16 protein-coding genes and 1 tRNA gene are annotated in these 20,761 nt (G+C 54.7%); 7 read left to right on the top strand and 10 right to left on the bottom strand.

The window, feature by feature from the left end:
• From ACYCZJ_RS14220 to ACYCZJ_RS14230, 3 genes are all read right to left on the bottom strand, one after another.
• Nucleotides 1-577: branched-chain amino acid ABC transporter permease (locus ACYCZJ_RS14220; protein ID WP_461554891.1), on the bottom strand; the 577-nt coding region annotated here is incomplete at its 3' end.
• 17 nt (nt 578-594) lie between these two features.
• On the bottom strand, nt 595-1,470 hold the full coding sequence (locus ACYCZJ_RS14225) for a branched-chain amino acid ABC transporter permease (RefSeq protein WP_461554892.1): 876 nt from the start codon (nt 1,468-1,470) through the stop codon (nt 595-597).
• Nucleotides 1,471-1,579: 109 nt separating this feature from the next.
• Nucleotides 1,580-2,929 carry a substrate-binding protein gene (locus tag ACYCZJ_RS14230; protein WP_461554893.1) on the bottom strand — a complete coding sequence of 450 codons (1,350 nt, stop codon included), beginning with the start codon at nt 2,927-2,929 and terminating at the stop codon, nt 1,580-1,582.
• A 402-nt stretch (nt 2,930-3,331) separates the two neighbouring features.
• Between ACYCZJ_RS14230 and ACYCZJ_RS14235 the strand changes: the two genes are divergently transcribed.
• A complete protein-coding gene (locus ACYCZJ_RS14235) occupies nt 3,332-3,724 on the top strand; it encodes a hypothetical protein (RefSeq protein ID WP_461554894.1) in 393 nt (130 codons plus the stop codon).
• A gap of 44 nt (nt 3,725-3,768) precedes the next feature.
• On the opposite strand, the gene ACYCZJ_RS14240 is transcribed toward ACYCZJ_RS14235, so the two are convergent.
• The 3 genes from ACYCZJ_RS14240 to ACYCZJ_RS14250 all read right to left on the bottom strand — a co-directional run bounded on the left by ACYCZJ_RS14240 (nt 3,769) and on the right by ACYCZJ_RS14250 (nt 6,244).
• Nucleotides 3,769-3,844, bottom strand: a tRNA-Thr gene (locus tag ACYCZJ_RS14240).
• Between the two features lie 56 nt (nt 3,845-3,900).
• Nucleotides 3,901-5,562, bottom strand: a complete 1,662-nt coding sequence (locus ACYCZJ_RS14245) for an ABC1 kinase family protein (protein WP_461554895.1) — start codon at nt 5,560-5,562, stop codon at nt 3,901-3,903.
• 28 nt (nt 5,563-5,590) lie between these two features.
• Complete coding sequence (locus ACYCZJ_RS14250; RefSeq protein ID WP_461554896.1) at nt 5,591-6,244, bottom strand: DUF6781 family protein; 654 nt, start codon at nt 6,242-6,244, stop codon at nt 5,591-5,593.
• A 105-nt stretch (nt 6,245-6,349) separates the two neighbouring features.
• On the opposite strand from ACYCZJ_RS14250, the gene ACYCZJ_RS14255 reads away from it, so the two are divergent.
• Complete coding sequence (locus ACYCZJ_RS14255) at nt 6,350-6,862, top strand: C40 family peptidase (protein WP_461554897.1); 513 nt, start codon at nt 6,350-6,352, stop codon at nt 6,860-6,862.
• A gap of 70 nt (nt 6,863-6,932) precedes the next feature.
• Nucleotides 6,933-9,515: an ATP-binding protein gene (locus tag ACYCZJ_RS14260; RefSeq protein WP_461554898.1), complete on the top strand. Its 2,583-nt coding sequence runs from the start codon at nt 6,933-6,935 to the stop codon at nt 9,513-9,515.
• Here ACYCZJ_RS14260 and ACYCZJ_RS14265 read toward each other — a convergent pair.
• On the bottom strand, nt 9,509-9,886 hold the full coding sequence (locus tag ACYCZJ_RS14265) for a DsrE family protein (protein ID WP_461554899.1): 378 nt from the start codon (nt 9,884-9,886) through the stop codon (nt 9,509-9,511). The genes ACYCZJ_RS14260 and ACYCZJ_RS14265 overlap by 7 nt on opposite strands.
• Before the next feature lie 179 nt (nt 9,887-10,065).
• On the opposite strand from ACYCZJ_RS14265, the gene ACYCZJ_RS14270 reads away from it, so the two are divergent.
• The gene (locus ACYCZJ_RS14270) at nt 10,066-10,734 is read left to right on the top strand and encodes a DUF1345 domain-containing protein (protein ID WP_461554900.1); all 669 of its coding nucleotides are present in this window, start codon (nt 10,066-10,068) and stop codon (nt 10,732-10,734) included.
• A complete protein-coding gene (locus ACYCZJ_RS14275) occupies nt 10,734-11,300 on the top strand; it encodes a DedA family protein (protein ID WP_461554901.1) in 567 nt (188 codons plus the stop codon). Before ACYCZJ_RS14270 ends, ACYCZJ_RS14275 begins: the two co-directional genes overlap by 1 nt.
• Before the next feature lie 49 nt (nt 11,301-11,349).
• On the opposite strand, the gene clpB is transcribed toward ACYCZJ_RS14275, so the two are convergent.
• Nucleotides 11,350-13,926 carry an ATP-dependent chaperone ClpB gene (gene clpB / locus ACYCZJ_RS14280; RefSeq protein WP_461554902.1) on the bottom strand — a complete coding sequence of 859 codons (2,577 nt, stop codon included), beginning with the start codon at nt 13,924-13,926 and terminating at the stop codon, nt 11,350-11,352.
• A gap of 92 nt (nt 13,927-14,018) precedes the next feature.
• On the opposite strand from clpB, the gene ACYCZJ_RS14285 reads away from it, so the two are divergent.
• Together ACYCZJ_RS14285 and nadC are read left to right on the top strand one after the other, a co-directional pair.
• A complete protein-coding gene (locus tag ACYCZJ_RS14285; RefSeq protein WP_461554903.1) occupies nt 14,019-14,288 on the top strand; it encodes a hypothetical protein in 270 nt (89 codons plus the stop codon).
• Nucleotides 14,289-14,361: 73 nt separating this feature from the next.
• On the top strand, nt 14,362-15,225 hold the full coding sequence (nadC, locus tag ACYCZJ_RS14290; RefSeq protein ID WP_461554904.1) for a carboxylating nicotinate-nucleotide diphosphorylase: 864 nt from the start codon (nt 14,362-14,364) through the stop codon (nt 15,223-15,225).
• On the opposite strand, the gene ACYCZJ_RS14295 is transcribed toward nadC, so the two are convergent.
• Both ACYCZJ_RS14295 and ACYCZJ_RS14300 read right to left on the bottom strand, forming a co-directional pair.
• On the bottom strand, nt 15,226-18,978 hold the full coding sequence (locus ACYCZJ_RS14295; protein ID WP_461554905.1) for a translocation/assembly module TamB domain-containing protein: 3,753 nt from the start codon (nt 18,976-18,978) through the stop codon (nt 15,226-15,228).
• Nucleotides 18,978-20,759, bottom strand: coding sequence for an autotransporter assembly complex protein TamA (locus ACYCZJ_RS14300; RefSeq protein ID WP_461554906.1), 1,782 nt, complete (start codon nt 20,757-20,759; stop codon nt 18,978-18,980). The genes ACYCZJ_RS14295 and ACYCZJ_RS14300 overlap by 1 nt, the downstream gene beginning before the upstream one ends.
• Between the last annotated feature and the right edge of the window lie 2 nt (nt 20,760-20,761).

Genomic DNA, 20,761 nt, shown 5'->3' on the forward strand with positions numbered 1-20,761 from the left:
CGGTGAGGATCGCCCCAACCGGCGAGCGCACAATGCGCAGCGCGAGCATGATGCCGATGAAATAGATGAACGCAAGAAAGGGATAGAGCGACCAGCCACTGGTGAAATGAATGGTTTTGAAGCCGAGGTAGAGAGTCGGTGTCGGCACGCCCGGCAGTCCGTTTTCGCCCCCAGTCCATGCCGCCAGGGGATTGAACTCGACGAAGAAAAATATTTCCGCGATGGCAACCGTAATCATGGCGAAATAAATGCCGGTGCTGCGCAACGCGAGCAGCCCGATCAGGTAGCCAACAATGGCGGCCACCACCATGCCGATGATCAGTGCCAATATGACATAGGGGAACCCCGCCTGGGTGAGCAGGTAGGCGGCAACGAATCCACCGGTGCCGTAGAAAGCCGACTGCCCGAATGAAAGCAAGCCGGTGTAGCCAAACAGGATGTCGAAACCAATGCCGAACAAACCCCAAACCAGAATACGGTTGACCGTGTCAGGAGCAGCATCGAAATGAGGGAGAACAAAAGGTGCTGCGATAAGACAGAATGCTGTCAGTATTTCAATCAGATAGCGGCGTTGCATAAAGGCTTTCCCAAAATTCATTCGCGACCTTTCTTGCCGAGCAGACCATGTGGTCTAAACACCAGAACCAGCGTCATTGCCGCGAACAACATGATGTATGAATAGGCAGGGTTGATCATCGAAGTGAGGCTGATTATTTCACCCGCTATCAAGCCGCCGAGCACTGCGCCCGGGAACGACCCGACCCCACCAATCACAACCACCACAAAGGCCTGCACCAGGATCGCCTCACCCATGCCAGGCGAGAGCGAGACCACCGGCGCATTGACGATACCGGCAAATCCTGCCGCCATCGCACCGATACCGAATACGATCATGAACACGCGGTACACATTAATGCCGAGGGAATCGACCATCACCGAATCCTCGATGCCCGCGCGCACGATCAGCCCGAGCCGGGTCCGGTAGAGGATCAAATACAAAGCAAGCAGCGCCACTGCCACGATGCCGATGAGAGCCAGCCGATAAGTCGGAAATATCACGCCACCCATCGAAGTAATGCCGGAGAACAAGGATGGCGGCGGCACCGTTTTGGTCATGCTCGAAAAGAAGTAGCGCACGGTTTCAACGATGCAGATGGAAAGGCCGAATGTGACCAAAAGCTGGTCCTCGTCCGGGCGGTCATAAAAATGGCGAATGACGAGCCGTTCCAGGAGGATGCCAAATACCAGCATGAATAGTGTCGCTGCGATCACCGCTACGATGAAAGACCCGGACGCCTCATATGCGACATAGCCGGCGTAACCGCCCAGCATGAACATCGCGCCATGCGCCAGGTTCAGCACGCCCAGCGTGCCATAGATAATCGTGAGGCCGGAACTGATCAGCGCCAGTAGCGCACCCAGCACCAGGCCGTTGAATAATTGGGAGAGGAAATTAGTCCAGTTAAGCATAGTAATGTTTATATGATTCCGGGGACTCGAACGTGGCACCTGAACAGCCGCATACTTGGCACCACGGGCGGCAACTGCCGCCCGTGGTGCCAATCCATGTTGTCAGTACTCAGGTGTAAGAGCCCAGCTTGCAATCGAACGCGTCGGGCTTCTGCATCAGCGGAAGCCCCGGAACGGTTTCCACCACATCCCAGTAATCTTCCTTGTTTTTCATCTCGGAAGGTTTCTTGCCCTTGACGATGAATACCGGTCTGATCAACTGGTGATCTGCCGCGCGCCAGGAAACTTCGCCGACGAGCGAATTGATCTTGCGGCCGGCTTCGTAGGATTTGATCACGTCCGGCGGATAGAAGGTGCCGGCATTTTCCACGGCTTCCGCCCACAAGGCGAATTCCATGTAGGCATTTTCAGCACCCCATTGCGGCTTGTAACCATACTTCTTTTCGAATGATTCGACGAACATCTTGGCGAGGGGGTACTTGTCTTCCAGCGTCCACCAGAAGTCGGTAGCGGCATACACGCCGGCCAACAGCCCACCGCCCACTTGCGGGGCAAGGAACGGTACCTGATAAGGCACCACCAGCTTCATCCTGTCGAGTATGCCGAACTGCTTGGCCTGCTGGATAGACAATACGGCATCGTGACCCCAGTTGACGTTGATCAGCACATCGGCGCCCGAATTGGCCACGTTGAGCAGATACGATGAGAAGTCGGCCGAGCCGAGTGGCGAGACCTGATCGGTGGTCGTCGTCCAGCCAGCCGTAGCGAGATAATCCTGAAACGATTTCGTGACGGTGTGCCCGTAAGTGTAATCGGGCGTCATATAGGCGACCTTCTTGTTCTTGCCGAATGTCTTGACCAGAAGCGGGCCGAGGGCTGCCGCTGCGGTCTGTCCGTAGAAGCACTGACGAAAACCATAACGCACGCAATCCTTGCCAGTGGTGTCGTTGGAGCCGGAGATGCCGGCAACGTAGATCACCTTTTCGCGCTGTGCGAGCTTGTTGAGCGCCACGGCGACCGCGCTGGAAGTCGAGCCGGTCATCAGTATTGCCTTGTTCTCGCTAATGAAGCGCTGCTGCGCCTGCACCGCGTCGTTCGGCTTGGCGGCGGAGTCGGCGACACCATAGGTAACCTTCTTGCCGAGCACGCCCTTCTTGGATTTTGGCGAAATCTTCTTGATCAGCGGATTGCCTTCGTTGATGTGCTCGATAGCGAGCAGATAACCTTTGAGTTCATCTTCGCCCTGCAGGGCATAACCGCCGGTGCGCGGCACGGTAATGCCAATGAACACCGAGTCACCCGACGAACCGGCCGGATAAGTGCCGATAGCCGGATGGCCCGCCGCGAAAGCCTGGCTTGCGAACCCGGCCGGTAGTGCCAGCGCGCCTGCAACGCCCAGGCCGGTGCGAAGAAAATTGCGGCGTTCAAGATTATAGGTATTGGACTTGCGGTCTGACATGACGCTCTCCTTTGGTAATTTTGTAATTATTGTATTTGTTGCGAATGAAAAAACAAAACCCTATCACGAAACGGTCATCCCGATAAATATCGAGGAAGTGATAATACACCGTAGAGAAAAGGGAAAACAGGGAACAGACCACGATTAATTTTCACTGCATCCTGTCAGGACAGGTCGCCCCGACATATTTTTTATCTCGCTTCGGCTCAACATCTCACGAAACAATGCACAAAACAATGGAAATAATGGGGTCAATCTGACCCCAAACTTTTCCTCGAATACGGCATACCTGATCCGATCTAGACGTTAAACTGGCGACGGGTTTGTTTTGATCGAAGATTTTGACAATGACTTCATGCGCCATAAAATAAACCCATTTATAAATACCCGGAAAATATCATCATGGATGACACATCCGACCATAACCTTCTGATCACACAGGAAGCAGCCGCCTTGCTTCAACCCTACATGCGCCATCAATCCGCCATGAATTGGCTCGTGCATGACCGGCTGCGCAGCCCTGTCATCCCGTTCATATTGTTACAGGGGGATTACCACTATCGCGAGCGTGATCTGATCTCGTTTATCATCCATACCCTGGATGCGAAAGCACGTTTTATCCGCATTAATCAAATACTCCACGCCGACCATCGAAAATTGCCCGAACACCGCAGAAAGAATGAACGCAGAAGGACGAAAATGATTGCTTTGCAGCCAGGGATTGAACGCCGGCAAGCGAGAAATCCGAATCGCCGACAGCGCACCGATATGGATCGGCGCACTCGTCCATCATGATCGGAAAAAACGGTCGGCAATGCAATTGCTTATTGTCTTAGTAATGGTGCCGGCAAGAGGAGTCGAACCCCTGACCTGATGATTACAAATCAACTGCTCTACCAACTGAGCTATGCCGGCGTAGGCGCGAATTATAGGGGGTATGGGGCCTTAGGTAAACGGCAAATTATCCGGATTTAATGTTTGCCGGAGCGCCAGATCGAAAATATTACCCAGATACTGTTTAAAAAAGCCAGCAGAAAACCTACGATGCCCAGGAAGCGCCACCCCGGCACTGTCATGACGATGGAAGAGCCGATGATCAGCGCTGCAGTGAGAATACCCATCGTGATACGGCTACTGGCACGGTCGAGCTGATGCCCGAACTGGTCGAGACGTTTCAGGTCCAGGTCGATACGCAGGCGTCCATGTCGCGCTTCACGCAATAGTTTTGCCATGTCGCGCGGCAAGCCCGAAACCACCTCCAGAGCTTCTTTGATATTTTTCCGGCCACGCTTGATGAGCGCCGCAGGCTTGTACCGCTCGGTGATCACGCCGCGCACAAAGGGAGCAAGATGATCCACCATGTGGAAGTGTGGATCAAGCTGTTGGCCGAGTCCTTCCAGGGTAATCAGCGCCTTGAACAGCAAAGCCATATCGGCCGGCAGCACCAGACCATTCTCGCGGATGACAGCGGTGATGTCGGTCAGCAAGGGACCAATCTTGACATCCTTGAGCTGCAAGTTGTCATAACTGAATACCAGTTCTGACACATCGTAACCGAGTTTGGCCTCGTCAACCTCGCCATCTTCGGTCCAGTTCAACACAACGGCAAGCATCCCCTCTTCGTCCTTGTTGGTAATTGCGTCCAGCAAATTCACGATCTGGTTGCGGCGGTATTCGGTGAGGCGGCCTACCATGCCGAAGTCAATCATGCCGACACGATTACCCGGCAAATAGATGACATTACCGGGATGGGGATCGGCATGGAAATACCCGTGCACCAGGATCATCTTCAGTACCGCATCGGCACCGCGGGCGGCCAGCAAGGGCAAATCCATGCCGGCTGCGCTTGCTTCAACCAGGCGCGTACCAGGCACCCCGACCAGCTCCTCCTGCACATTCATAATTTCGCTGGTGTAATCCCAATATACCTTGGGAATATGCACGGTTTCGTCATCTGCGAAATTGGTACGAAAGCGTTCGATATTGTGGGCTTCCATCAACAGATCAAGTTCGCGTCGCAACGAACGCCGGAACTGTGCCAGCATCATGACCGGCTGATACCGGTGTGCGTCGGGAATTTCCTGTTCTGCCAGACGGGCGATGTGTTGCATGATGCGCAGATCTGCTTCGATTTTTTTCTCGATGCCGGGGCGCCTGATCTTGAGAATGACCGGGGTACCATCCTGCAATTTGGCGCGATGTACCTGCGCAATCGAGGCTGCGGCAAAAGCGTCGATATCCAGTTCAAGAAAAATTTCAGTCGCAGGAAGGCCCAGCGCAGCCTCAAGATGCGGTGCCAATTCAGCGAACGGGACGGGAGGCACCTTGGATTGCAGCTTCTCGAACTCCACAATCCACGCCGGCGGGAAGACATCGACGCGCGTCGCAAACAACTGCCCCAGCTTGATGAAGGTGGGACCCAGCTCCTCCATCGCCAGCCTGATCCGCACTGCAGGTTCCTGCTGATTGCTTTCAGCAGCGCCATGCCAGTGAAGAATACGGCCGGCACGCTCCAATACGGTACCAATGCCCAATGCACGCACCATGTCGCCCCAGCCATAGCGAATCATGACCGTAGCGATTTCGTGCAAGCGTGGCAGGTCGCGAACGACGCCAATAGTCTCCCAAAGCATAATTATCGTTATGGATCCTGCAAGTTAATTACTTTGCCTTGTTACGTAATGCCTCGCCTGCCCCAGTCAACAGACCACTGGCGACCAAGGCCATGCGGCTGGTCACATCACGGGCTGCCAACCCGGCACTGATTTTACCCATATGCATGGTAGCTCTTAACCGGGTGGCAAGTAAGGTAAGTGTCTCTCGCGCCTGACCACCTGCATCCGAACCACTTGCTTTAAGATGGCTGGTAACGCGATTCGTTTCCATCATGAGCATATCCGTACTCGTGGTGGCTGCGTGACGAAGCACATCAATCAGCATCCGCTCCGTATCTCGCAATGTCTGCAGCGATTGTTGCAACTCGCCAGTACGAAATTCCCGACCACTGCCAAGCATTTCCTGGATCATGAGTTGTGTGGATTGGGCAAACTTGACCAATGCCTGATCCATGCCATTTATCGCCTCACGCAAGGATCGGGTAATATCACCTCCGCGTTCAGCCAGTCCAAGATTGATACCGGCGCTCACCGACGCCAGCACGGCCTTGATTTCAGCAGAGCTCAATTTCCTTTGCTCAAGCGCCCGCAGGGTGATTTCATGGATACGTGCGTTGATATCCAATCCATCCGCTCCGGCCTGCCTGGCCCCCTGCTTGATGGTTTCCAGCGTCTCTACAGGAATACTATGTTCATCCATAACACGCCCCCGATGCCATAAATACTATTTAATATTAGCCGTTAATCTGTCGAAATGATGATTTTTTCTTTACCGGAGCACAGAAATTCATTAGATTTCATATCCATGCGCATTCTTTTCTTCATATTGGTCAGTTTAAGTCTGTCTGCGTTCCATCCTGCATATGCGGATGAAGCTGACAGCGAAGCAGCCTCGACAGCACACGCTGCCGTCAGTGGTGAGCGTGCCGATTTGCTGTTTTATGCGGTAAGTCTGATCGGCACCGCATATAAGTACGGCGGAAACTCACCACAAACCGGTATGGATTGCAGCGGTTTCGTACGTTATGTATTCAGTAATGTCGCTGGCTTGCACTTACCTCGAAGTGCCCACGAAATCAGCGAAACCGGTGAACAAATCAATGAACGGAACCTGCGCCCGGGCGATCTGGTTTTTTTCCATACAATGAAACGCGCGTTTTCGCATGTCGGCATTTATCTGGGAGAGCATCGTTTCATCCATGCCCCAAGCACTCAAAGCAGCAGCGTGATGATTTCAGATATGCAGGATAAGTACTGGGCGCAACGCTTTGAAGGTGCGCGTCGACTGCTTGCTTTGCCATTGTCGAGCGTTCGCTGAATTACTTGCGTGCGGCAATGCGTATACCTGCATCCTCCTTCCCCGTTTCAGCCTGCGTTGATATAGCCACGTGAATTTACGCAGCATCAAGTTCGGCTTGGGTCTGGGCTTCGCTCTGATATTGAGCCTGATGGTAGGCATCACTCTGCTCGGCTTGAACCAGATGGAGGCGATCAATAATCGCCTGGTAACCATTGTCACTGTCAACGATTACAAAACCGAGCTGGCCAGCATCATGCGCGATGCGCTGCGTGACCGCATCATCACCATGCATTCACTGATACTCAACACGGCGCCGTTTGAGCAGAACAATGAACTGTATGATTTTCATAATTACGGCTCACGTTTTTCCCAGGCATTGCAGGCATTGTCGCTCACCCAACTCAGCGCTAAAGAAAAAAATATTCTAGCGAATGTCCGCAGGCTGGCAGCAATCTCTCAACCTATCGTGATACGCACGGTCGATCTGGCGCTCGATAGAAAAAATAGTGCTGCACTAAAGTTACTGCAAGACGAGACAATTCCGGCCCAAAAAGCACTGGTGCTGGAACTCAAGGCTTTGCTTAAGCTACAGCGCGAAGCCAATGCCAATGCGGCAGTCGATGCTTCCGATGCCTATACGAAAACACGTACGCAAATGATCGTCATGGGTACCCTGGCCGGATTAATTGGCGCCCTGATTGCTTTTATTGCTATACGCCGCACGACGTATCAAACAGGCGAACTGCAAAAACAGAAACTCAAATATCAGACCCTGTTCGAAACCAACTCCGATGCCATTGTAATTATGGATGAGGAAGGTTTTACCGATTGCAACCCTGCTGCATTGAAAATGTTTGGTATTCATTCAGTACAGGAATTCATTGCCCGTCAACCTTATCAGCTAGGTGCACCCATTCAGGCGGATGGGCGTACCGCAACTCAATTCGCGTCAGCTTGTGTGGCGCGTGCGCGCGCCGAAGGCTACTGTTTTCTGGAATGGCTGGGCATGCGGGAAGATGGCAGTGAGTTTCCTGCGGAGATCGCGCTGCATGCCATGACGCTGGATAACAAACGCGTTGTACAAGCCATCATGCGCGATATTACCGAACGCAAACTGGCCGAACAAAGCCTCAAGGAAGCACATGATGCCGCTGTAGAAGCCGCACGACTCAAGGCGGAGTTTGTCGCCAATGTCAGCCATGAAATCCGCACACCGATGAATGGCGTTATCGGAATGGCCAATCTCATACTCAAAACCACTTTGAGCCCTCGACAGCGAGAATATGCCCAAGCCATACACAGTTCGGGGAAAAGCCTGCTCACCATCATCAACGACATCCTGGATTTCTCCAAAATCGATGCCGGCAAACTTCATCTCGAATCGATCGATTTTAATCTGCACGAAACGGTTCTGGAAATAGCCAGTCTGTTCGCGAACAGAGCCGAAGAAATGGCGCTGGGTTTTGATTGCAATTTCAACGCGGATGTTCCAGAACATTTGCGCGGCGATCCCAATCGATTGCGTCAGATACTCACCAATCTGGTAGACAATGCGCTTAAATTCACCCACACGGGGGCAATACATATTACGGTTGCGCGCGTGCCTGAAAAAGATTCTGATACGACATGCTGGATCAGATTTACGGTGCAAGATAGCGGTATCGGTATATCCGTTGAAACGCAAAGCCGCCTGTTCCGTTCATTTTCACAGGCGGATGGCTCCACCACTCGCAAATACGGTGGCACTGGCCTCGGCCTTGCGATCTGCAAACAATTGACGGAGATGATGGGTGGATACATCAGTGTGGATAGCGTTGCAGGACAGGGCAGTTCGTTTCACTTCACCCTGCCGCTGATTCGTGTCGAACCCGGTGCATCAAGCACTCAAGAATCATCTCATCCTGATAACAGAAAATTCATGGGACGACGAATTCTGGTTGCCGAGGATAATGTGGTCAATCAGAAGGTGATACAGCACTTATTGCGCCATCTCGGTGCACACGTGGATATCGCCGCGAACGGCCTTGAAGCAACTGCGCTTGCCAAAACCAGAGCCTATGACCTGACCTTGATGGATTGTCAGATGCCCGTGATGGACGGTTATCAGGCAACCATCCATATCCGCAAAACCATCCCTGATGCCGGACCGATAATCGCCATGACAGCCAACGCCATGCGTGGAGCACGAGAACAATGCCTGGCAGCCGGAATGAATGATTATCTGGCTAAACCAGTCCAGGAAGAAGAGTTGACCAATATGCTGGCACGTTGGCTCAATCATGAAACAGCCCAGCCGGCTAGCGCTAACCAGTCCGATCCTGCCGCGAATGAGCATCCGGTTGACATGCCGGCACTGGAAAAAAACTGCCAACAGGATGCTGCCCTGATTTCGGAACTGCTTAATCTGTATTGCACCAGTACGGCGCCGTTACTCATCGAATTGGGTAACGGGATACAAACGCAATCTGCCAGCAGCACGCGGGCCGCTCACGAGATCAAGGGTGCATCAGCCTATATCGCCGCAAGGGAAATGCAGAATTTGGCCGGCACAATAGAACAGTCCATCAAGGCAGCACGCTGGGATGAGGCAGGTAATGTATTTGAAGACCTGGAAGCCGCTTTTATCAGGGTCCAACTATTTGTAGGCCATCGTGAAACGGAAAATCAATAAGTAATGGACTTCCATTCATCATCCATTACCCGGCAAATATAGGCCGCTCCCCCCGCGACGCCGGTACATTCAGGAATCAGTAATTCAGGTGTTATTGCATATGCATCAAGCGCACCACCACAGGCAAAAAATTTTGCTCCCAGCTGCGACGCGTCCTGCATGAAGCCATATACGGATTTCACCTTGTTATCGGAAGGGTGGATTCCCTCCGCAATACCCCGGATCAGCAACCGGGTAGCGCTACTGGCAAAATATATTTCAACTTCGACATCCATCGCAGCCGCTGCAGCCGCCTGGAAAAATGGTGTGCCGCATAAGTGCGGCTGGTCGGGACTGATGGTCAGCAACATCATTACTAGCTTGTCGGACACAATGATTACTCCGGAAGAACAGGCGTTGAAGCTTACCTGCACGCCCGCATGCCGTCAAAGCCGTACGCGTTTCCGCAAATGATTGAAGCATTTCTCAACACCTGCAGCACCCCAAATACCTTATTTTCTATAAATGAAAAAACATGTACTCTGCAGCAATTAACAATATATAAACCAGCATGACTGCCCATCTGAAACGCTGGATAGCACAGCTTAACGCCCGGCATCGGCTGGCTTTGGCCAGCCTGGCCGGCGTCGCAGTGTTTTTAATGCTCCCTGCTGCATTGCTGGATACGCGTACCATCGCCAGTTGGGACGCAGCTGCCGGGCTGTACCTGTTACTGGCCTGGGCTACCATAGCCGGCGCTGATGCTGAAGCCACCCGCCTCAGCACCAGCAAGAGACAAAGCAGCCTGACAATATTGCTGATCGTATTGGGTGCAGCGAGCATCAGTGTCGCCGCGCTGGCATTCATGTACAAAAGCGGTCACGGTTTGCCGGAATGGAAAAAAATGCTGCATGTGGCGCTTTCTTTTCTGGCGCTGGGATTCTCCTGGCTACTGGTTCATACCCGTTTCGCCTTCCATTATGCACATCGGTACTATGTCGGCGGCAAAGGCGCGCGCGCCGCGCATACCGGTGGGCTGGACTTCCCAGGTGATCGTGATCCTGACTATCTCGACTTCGCCTATTTTTCCTTCGTGATCGGCATGACGTCCCAAGTATCCGACGTCGCTGTCACCTCGCGTGTCATGCGGCGGCTGACGCTGGCGCACGGCCTGCTTTCGTTCGGATTCAATGTCGCCGTGCTCGCATTGAGTGTGAATATTTTCGCCAGCCTGATTTGATGGATTACGCGGGCTATATACACGAATACGGCTACTATGCGGTACTGCTGGGCACGCTGCTGGAAGGCGAAACGATACTAGTCATGGCGGCTGCCGCAGCGGCCCGGGGCTATTTGCATTTACCGGTATTGCTACCCGTGGCAGTCGCCGGAGCAATTATCGGCGACCAGTTTTTTTATTACATGGGACGGTTCTACGGCGATCAATTATTGGCACGTTTCCCCTCCCTGTCGGTCCGGGCAAGCAAAGTGAAAAACCTGATTTCACGTCATCACGCACCGGTAATTGTGGTGTTACGCTTTACCTATGGACTGCGTATCGCAGGCCCCATGCTGGTAGGCATGAGCGCCGTGACGCCTTTGCAGTTCTCGCTGTGGAACAGTCTTGGATCGGTACTATGGGCAGCGCTGATTATCGGCGTTGGCTATGCGTTTGGTGATGCCTTGCAATGGCTGATGGGCAGTATCCAGAAGGCGGAATTGCTGGTACTCGCCGTACTGGCCTTGATCGCTGTGGCTGGCGGCCTGATTGCACATTTTCGCAACCGTAACCCGTCAAAAAAATAGCCTCGCTTCAGTTTGATCCATGAAGCGAGGCTGACTTCCGGGCAGGCAGTCAGGGCTTCTCGAACACCATCACCCCGGAACGGAAATCCACGCGAATGGTGTCTTTTTCGGCAAAATGTCCCGACAGGATTTCCTTCGCGAGCGGATTCTCCAACTGTGACTGAATCGCCCGTTTCAGCGGCCGCGCGCCGAATATCGGGTCGAATCCGACCGTGGCCAGTTCCGCCAGCGCTGCATCGGTGATCTCGAAGCCCATTCCCATGGCTGCCAGGCGCTTGGCCAGATATTGAATCTGGATGCGCGCGATGGAGAGGATATGTGCCTCACCCAAAGCGTGAAACACCACCACTTCATCGATACGATTGATAAACTCGGGACGGAAATAGGTTTTAACCTCGCTCATCACCGCCAGTTTGATGACCTGGTAATCATCACCCGACATCTGCTGGATCATCTGGCTGCCCAGGTTCGAGGTCATCACAATTACAGTGTTCTTGAAGTCCACTGTGCGGCCCTGTCCATCGGTGAGGCGTCCGTCGTCCAATACTTGCAGCAGCACATTGAATACGTCCGGATGCGCTTTTTCCACCTCGTCCAGCAGGATCACGCTGTAGGGCTTGCGCCGCACCGCTTCGGTGAGCGTGCCGCCTTCCTCATAGCCGACATAGCCCGGCGGCGCGCCAATCAGACGTGACACGCTGTGCTTTTCCATGAATTCACTCATGTCGATGCGAATCAAATGGTCTTCCGAATCGAACAGGAAACCTGCCAGCGTCTTGCACAACTCGGTTTTACCTACGCCGGTGGGACCGAGAAACAGGAACGAACCATACGGCCGATTTGGGTCAGACAACCCTGACCGAGAACGGCGGATGGCGTCCGACACCAGGCGCACCGCTTCGTCCTGCCCCACCACACGCTGATGCAGTGCGTCCTCCATCTTCATCAATTTATCGCGTTCGCCCGACAGCATTTTGGAAACCGGAATACCGGTAGCGCGCGACACCACTTCGGCAATTTCCTCAGTGCCGACTTCACGACGCAGCAGCTTGAATTCATGCTTTCCTTCGCCCGCCTCGGCTTGCTTAAGCTGGGCCTCCAACTGGGGCAGCTTGCCATATTGAATCTCGGCGACTTTATCCAGCTTGCCTTGACGCTGCAGGTCGGCCATCTCGGTACGCAGTCGCTCGATCTCTTCCCTGACATGCTGCGCGCCTGTCAACATGGCTTTCTCGGATTTCAGGATTTCCTCTAGATCATTGTATTCGCGCTGCAGGCGCAGCAATTCATCCTTGATCAGTTCCAGGCGCTTGATCGAGGCTTCGTCCTTTTCCCGCTTGACTGCCTCATGCTCGATCTTGAGCTGAATCATGCGCCGCCCCATCCTGTCCATGACCTCAGGGGTGGAATCCATTTCCATTTTTACGCGCGAGGCTGCTTCATCAATCAGGTCAATCGCCTTGTCCGGCAGAAATCGATCGGTGATGTAGCGGTGCGAAAGCTCGGCGGCTGCGACAATGGCCGGGTCGGTAATCTCGACACCATGGTGCACCTCGTATTTTTCCTTCAGGCCGCGCAAAATGGCGATGGTGTCCTCGACTGTTGGCTCGTCCACCAGCACCTTCTGGAAACGCCGCTCCAGCGCGGCGTCTTTCTCGATGTATTTACGATACTCATCCAGTGTGGTCGCACCGACACAGTGCAACTCACCACGCGCCAATGCCGGTTTCAGCATATTGCCCGCATCCATTGCACCTTCCGCCTTGCCCGCGCCGACCATGGTGTGCAACTCGTCGATGAACAGGATGATGCGACCCTCGTCCTGGGCGACTTCCTTCAGTACCGATTTCAGGCGCTCCTCAAACTCGCCACGATATTTGGCACCAGCCAGCAGCCCCGCCATATCCAGCACCAGCACGCGCTTGCCTTTCAGCGTTTCCGGCACTTCGCCATTTACAATGCGCTGCGCCAGACCTTCTACAATCGCAGTTTTTCCCACCCCCGGCTCGCCAATCAGCACCGGATTGTTCTTGGTGCGGCGCTGCAACACCTGGATGGCACGGCGAATTTCGTCATCGCGGCCAATCACCGGGTCGAGCTTGCCCTGCCGCGCACGCTCGGTCAGGTCCAGCGTGTATTTGTTAAGCGCTTCGCGTTGACCTTCAGCATCTGCACTCGCCACGTTCTCGCCACCGCGTACTTGCTTGATGGCGCTATCCAGAGCCTGACGGGCGACACCGTGCTGCTTTAGCAAGCGTCCCACTTCGCCCTTATCGTCACACGCAACCAGTAAAAAAAGCTCGCTGGCAATAAACTGGTCACCACGTTTTTGCGCTTCCTTGTCGGTCAGATTGAACAGGTTATTGAGTTCGCGCGAGATTTGAACTTCTCCGCCATGCCCCTCCACCTTGGGCAAGCGCCCAATGGCATCCTGCAAGGCGCTGCGTAATGCGCGCACATTGCCGCCGGCGCGCGCCAGTAGCGAAGTGGTACCGCCTTCAGTCTGGTCGATTAATGCCGCCAGCAGATGCAACGGTTCGATAAACTGGTTATCCTGACCCAGCGCCATACTCTGGGCATCAGACAACGCTTGCTGGAACTGCGTGGTCAACTTGTCAAAACGCATGGCTTGTTTTCCTTGAATATTTGGACTATCCATAAGATGGAGGGATAGTTTGCAATTTCAACCGGTAGATGTCATCAGGAGGATAAATAATCATGATAAATGGCCCATCTGTCGACGCCCAAAGCCACTTGGAGAACCAGTTTCCACATATCGCCCAGGAATTAGTCGCCAAATGGGGCACACCCGATGTGGAGACCTACATGGCCAACCTGATGGTGGATAGTCGCGGTACCCGTCAGGGTTTTCCATCCGCAGTTGCGGAAGAATTAATGCTGATAGACACGGTTCTGTGGGAACTATCCGATACGCGCAAACAATTTCTATCCACACAGGAAGATTCGAATTTTTCTTTCGGCGGATAGCGGGATTCGTATTTACTCCTGACCCCTTCTCACCGCAGAATGTCGGATTACCAATGTTATTCATTTTGCTGCCATGTCCTCACACGCTGTTTCCCTGCCTGCCGAACTGGTTGATACCGTTCATGCCAATGTTGCTGCCGCACTCAATGAGGATATCGGCAGCGGTGATCGCACAGCTCGCCTCATTCCCGAACACGCTACCGCCAGTGCTGCGGTCATCTGCCGCGAAAAAGCCATCTTGTGCGGGCAGGCATGGTTTGAAGCGTGCTTTCACCAGATTGACCCGGCCGTCAAAATTCACTGGTATACCCGCGACGGCAGCTGTATCGGTGTCGATCAGATGCTGTGCGAAATTCACGGCAATGCGCGAGCATTGCTGACAGCCGAGCGTCCGGCGCTGAATTTTTTACAGACCCTGTCATCTACCGCAACCATTACCAGGCGCTATGTCGAAATGATTGCAGGTACCGGCGCGGTCGTTATGGATACCCGTAAAACACTGCCCGGACTGCGTCTGGCGCAGAAATACGCAGTGTCGACCGGCGGCGGTGCCAATCAGCGCAACGGCCTTTATGACGGCATCCTGATCAAGGAAAACCATATCGCGGCAGCCGGTGGCATCGCCCAGGTTTTGACTGCCGCTGCGCTGCTTGCCGATGGTGTTCCCGTACAGATTGAAGTGGAAAATATCGACGAACTGCAACAGGCGCTGGAAGCAGGTGCAAATTTGATTCTGCTGGATAATTTTTCTATCGACATGCTGTCCGAAGCGGTCAGGCTGAGTGCCGGCCGGGCAATACTGGAGGCTTCCGGCAATATCAGCCTTGATACGATACGTAGCGTGGCCGGAACCGGCGTGCAGCGTATTTCGGTAGGCGGTTTGACCAAACACATCCAGGCAGTGGATTTATCCATGCGTTTCGAATGGGCTGTCTGATCAACGGAAGCTGAAGGTATAAAACGCGTCCACTGCGCTCTGGCTACCCGTTTGCAGGCGCACCGAGACGCGTTTTGACAAGGTGTAATTGATCTTGACCAGACTGGTGGTGCCTGCCAGACCCTGCTCATAACTCAGATACACGTTTTTCGACAGCCGTTTCCCGAGTACCAGGATACTGCTCTCCAGTGTGCCTCCTCCTCTCAGATCCACTTCGCTCAAACCAGTGGCTTGAGCCAGTCGCGCTTGCAGACTGGCCGAGTCACCCATTCCGAGCAGTACGCCTGCCGCAGTCTGCAAAGCGCTGAATTCCGCGGCACTGCTGGTTTCCGTGCCGTGCCCCAATACCAGCCAGGACAGCTTTTCCGTATCCGGCACATCCGGGATGGACACCAGTTTGATTACCGGCGCCTGACCGCTTCCGGTAATGGCCACGCCTGCCTCGACGGTCTGATTTTTGCGCAGTGCCAGGATATTCAATCCCGGGTTATCCAATGGGCCGGAAAAATTGACCACGCCACGTTCGATGCTCAGGCGCTGGCCATAGGCACTGTATGTGCCCTTGGCAACTTGTACGCTTCCTGTAGCGGTGGGCAGGCCCCCGTCACGCGCATGCAGATTGACCAGACCGGTCAGACGCGCATCCACGCCTCGGCCTTTCAGGTAAAACTGGTCACCCAGGTCAAATTCCAGATCAAAATCAAGCGCGGTGGGGAGCCCTTTCCCGGCCGGCGGTTTTTTCCACCCCAGGACAACCACATCCGAACTCAGCGTCGGCGCATCGTCGCGCGGCAATTCGATCAATGCGCGATCCGCCTTGAGTTTCGCTTTCACGCGAATCAGACGCTGCGCCAGGTCGACATTTGCCTTGCCGCTCACGGTGATCTGGCGATCCGGGCGTTGCAATATCGCCAGCTTGTCTGCCAGCAATGCAATCTGCATGACCGGTTTTCCGTCGCGCAACAATGCCGTACCGGTGCCGCTTAAACTGCCATTGCCTGCATGCAGAAGCAGCTTGTTGAGCGTCAGTGTGTCGCCACGCAAGGTGGCGTGCAGTTGTCCACCGGTAAATGCAAGCCCCTGTTCAGGATAATTAAAACGCAGTTTGTCAGCATTGATCGATCCGCTTAATACAGGCGCATTGACCGTGCCGCTACCGCTGACAGTCGCCTGTACCGCGCCATCCAGCGTAACCGGCATGCCCAGCAGCGGGCCCACCCAGGCCAGCGACGGCATATTGGCACTGCCGGTCAGGCTTAACGGCGCATTGCCTGACAAACCCCATTTTCCGTTGCGCTGTGCCAAAGTTGTATCCACGGCAGCAGAAATCGCCCCCAGCGTCGTACCCTGCACGTTCAGTTCGGTGTGGATGCGACTATCAACTGCCTTTAAAACGAGTCCGAAACGTTGAATCCCCAAGGCGATCTTCGGCTCGCTGGGCACCGTGATGTCACCGCGTTCCCGCCACAGTTGTATGCTGCCATTTACCTGATTGCTTGCTGCAAACTGCCATTTCCCTCCCAGGATGAGCGTGCTCTCCACGCCCGGCGTGATATTGGCTAGCCGCATTAAATATCCGCTATCCAGGCCATTCATGCTGCCCCGGCTGGAAATACGCCCGTCCTGCATGGCAAAGTCCTCAACGCGCAGACGGCCATTTGCCAGGGAAAATTCTGCCTGATTGAGGCTGACATGCCCTGCGCCAACTGCAAGCCGGGCGGGCGCATTGAGGACGATCGGATAGCGTCCTGTGTTTACCAGACGCAGAATGCGGCCGTCCCATCCGGTACCATCACGCCAGCCGCCGGTCAGCGTGGCGCGCATATCGACATGCTGATTCTGCGCAGCCAGATTGATGGTATGCGCAGCACGTGTGCCATGCGCCTCCAGTGAGGCACTGGTGAGTTCAAAATCAGCGCTGCGATAACCATGCAGGCGCGCCGACAGATTCAGTGCACCATTAACTCCATTCTGCAGGTCCCCCATTGCCGAGATGCTGTCCAGATGCTGGCTATCCTGCCACACCAGCTTCTGCCCTTGCAGTTTGAAAGTTGCCGAAGGCTGCGCCAGACTACCGGCCAGATTGCCGCTGGCTGTCACGCGGCCGCCGAATCCCTGACCCAACGCCGCGATATTCGGGGCATCCAGATGCCAGTCCAGCCGATCCTTGGCCGCACCAAATGCGCCTTTGACGGCGAGGCGGTTAACCCCAAGACGCAGTGCGATATCGCTATCAAAAATGCGCTTTTCACTCAGTTTGAAGGCGCCTTTCCCCGTCAGTGATTGGCCGCGATAACTGCTTTTCGCCAGGTCAAACATCACGCTGGCACCCAGTTGCGGGCCCAGCTGGCCATTGGCGGTAGCATTGGCGTTGATGTTTGCTGCCGGATAGCCGCCAAAGCGGGACGGATCAAAGTGCCGTAATTGACTCTTGGCACTGAAAGCGCGCTTGCCATCCAGTGCCAGCTTGGCACTGAAATCAAATTCGCTTCCCCCGGCGGCCAGCAGCGCACGATTGATCATCAATTGATCACCGGCGTGGCGCGCATCCAGGGCGATGCGATAACCTGTTTCGGTCAATTCCGCGATTAATGTTTGCTCCCCCTGATCCGCACCCAGAGCAAGCTTGCCTTTCAGATGCGTGGGGCGCAGCGCTTTGTACAAGCCATGCAAATTCAAATTGGCCGTATTCAGATCGAGCGACAGCAAACCCTGCTTCAAATCCCCCGCCCCCTTGAACTGCCCGCCCTCTCCCAGATCAAGCTTGAGTGCCTGCAAGGCAAACTGATCCACTTTGCCGCCAAACCGGGCCTGCAGCGACTTGACGGGCAGGCGCCCGGCATCCACTGCACCCGGCAAACGGTTAGTCAGACTCAACCCGCCATCGAAGGTATCCGCTTTACCTGCCTGGAGCGTCAATCCGATATCCATGTCGGTGTGCGGCAGATTAGCCCCCAGCCGTCGCATATCGAGTTGACGCGCCTTGATGTCCGCTTGCAGCAGCGGCGCCGATTGAAAGGGTGCAACTAACGCCTGCCAGCGACCGCTGGCTGCACCCGACTGCCCTGTTCCCTGCACATCCAGCCGTGCCAGCGTACCGCTGATTACGCTATGCGCAGCGTAATCATGTATACCATCATTGCGGGCAAAATCCAGGGTACCGTTGATCGTAAATGGTGCAGTGTCCGCGAGCCGGACCTCGGCCTGGCCTGCTCCCCACGGGCTCTGCATGCCGAATTTGCCTTGGTACACATCGTCGGGATTGGTCAGCGTCAAGCGTACCTGCGACAGCGGCCAGCTTTGCGTACCCTTGTGTATCGTCAGGTGTTCAATGCGTGCGCCCGGGATAGCCAGCCCGTATCCCAAATGCAGCGTGGCAGGCAGCTTGAGTGGCTCCGAACTGGACTTGATCAGGGTAATGTCGAGGCTGGCGGCGCTAAGCTTCTGGATCAGCAACTGATGCTCATACAATAATGCATGCGGCGACCAGTCGAGAATGACATCTCGCGCTTCGATACGTCTTTCCGGCGTTTCGATACTCAGCCGTTTGAATTTAAGCGGGCCGTACAATGAGCCGCTGACGCCTTCAAAACTCAATTGACCGCCAGCCAGACGCATCGCAAGACGGGTGCCGAGATGTAATGTTGGCTCACGCCCGCCCAGCCATACCAGGCCAGAAACCAGCACCACCAGCACGCCCAGCCACACTATCAGTCTGCCTGCCCAGCGCCGCGCCAATTGGCGCTTACCCATCAAAATGATACCCCGATACTGAAATGCAGGCGCACTGCATGCACCGCCTGACCATAGGCCAGATCCAGGTTGAGCGGGCCGACCGGACTTTTCCAGCGTGCGCCAATGCCGTAGCCTTGGGCCAGATGCAGATCAGGTACGCTATCTGCGGCATCACCTACGTCATAAAATACCGCTGCGCCCCAGCGCTCGGTCAGCCAGTGGTCATATTCGACACTGCCCACGGCGAGATAGCGTCCGCCCACGACCGCATCCCCCTGTTTCACACCCAGACTCAGATAGGAGTATCCACGCACCGATTGGTCTCCACCGGTACGAAACAGGAAATCCGAAGGAATCCCGTTTCGGCTGCTGGCCAGCACGCCACCCAGCTCGCCGCGAAAAATCAGACCGTCACGCTGGCCGACCGGCAGGTAATACACTGCCCGCGTGTAGCCGCGCACAAAATCCTGGTCCGACAACAATGCACGCGTGGCACCACCCAGTTGGGCGCTGAACACATAGCCACGGGCCGGGAACATCGGATTGTTCACATTGCGATATGTCCAGATATAGTTGAGGGTGAGTGCCTTGAGGTTGTTTCCGGCCGCGCCCGCGATGGATTGATGTTCGATCTGGTACTGTGCCGCCAGTGTAGTTTCTATGCGGCCTTTGCTGCGCCGCCGCTTGACACCGGCACCGCTGCGCACACTGGTCTCGCCTTCGATATCGGTGCGCTCATGAAAAGCATTGATGCTGTCCAGATAGCCCAGATCACTGCGTGGCAGCTGTAGCTCGGTATTCAGGGATTGTTGTTTGGTTTCAAGTTTGACCAGGGTTTTGAAACGCCAGCCACGTTGCATGATATTCAGGTCCTGATACTCGATCTGCCCGCGCAGGCCGCTATCGGTGCTCACACCGATACCAAAACCGAGCTTGCTGGACGGATTTTCCACCACATTCACCTGTACCGGAACGTTGTCCGGATGCGCCGGATCAGTGTCGGCAGACACGCTGACACTGCGGAAATAGGTCGTATCCTGCAAGCGCGCCTGCAATTCCAGCAATTTAGCCTGTGAGTAAGGTGAGCCCGCCTGGATCGGGTTGATGCGTTCGACAATACTGCTCGGATAACGCTCCAGACCACTGATATGCAGTGTGCCAAAGCTGAAGGCCGGGCCACTGTCCAGTATCACATTCAGGATAACTTTACGGGTTTGTGGATTCACCACAGCCTGGCTGGAAGCAATGCGGGCCGATGGAAAACGATTGATCAGCAATGCTTTCAAGGCATCGCGCTTGGCAGATTCCCATGCCGCCTGACGAAACACGCTGCCCACGGGCAATTGCCATGTCTGGCGTAAGTGAGCGAGTAATTTGTCGCGCACCTGCGGCATCTGTTCCACCGGGCCCTGCAAGGATAGATCAATATTCTCTACCTGCGTAGGCACGCCGGGAACAACAACAAACCGTATTTGAATCGGCTTGTCCCGCAACGCAATCGAAGCCGTGATTTCCGGGGAATAAAACCCCTCGGTAGCAAGAAGTTTACGGATATCGTCCGGTGCCGCCTGATACAGCCTTTGCAGCTGCGTGGCATTCAAAGCCTGCGTATTGTGCCAGCGATTGATATCCAGATTGCTTTGCAGCAAATCGTGATAAGCCTTGGGCACATCCAGTTCAACCCGATAGTCCAGTCCTGCCGCAGCAGCAGGGAATATCACGCTGATCAGCAGGCAAACCAGCACCAGCAAGATGCCCGGAAACCCGCCCGCACGCCGATACCGGAACAGCTTAATCAACT

Source organism: Sulfuriferula sp., assembly GCF_054605375.1.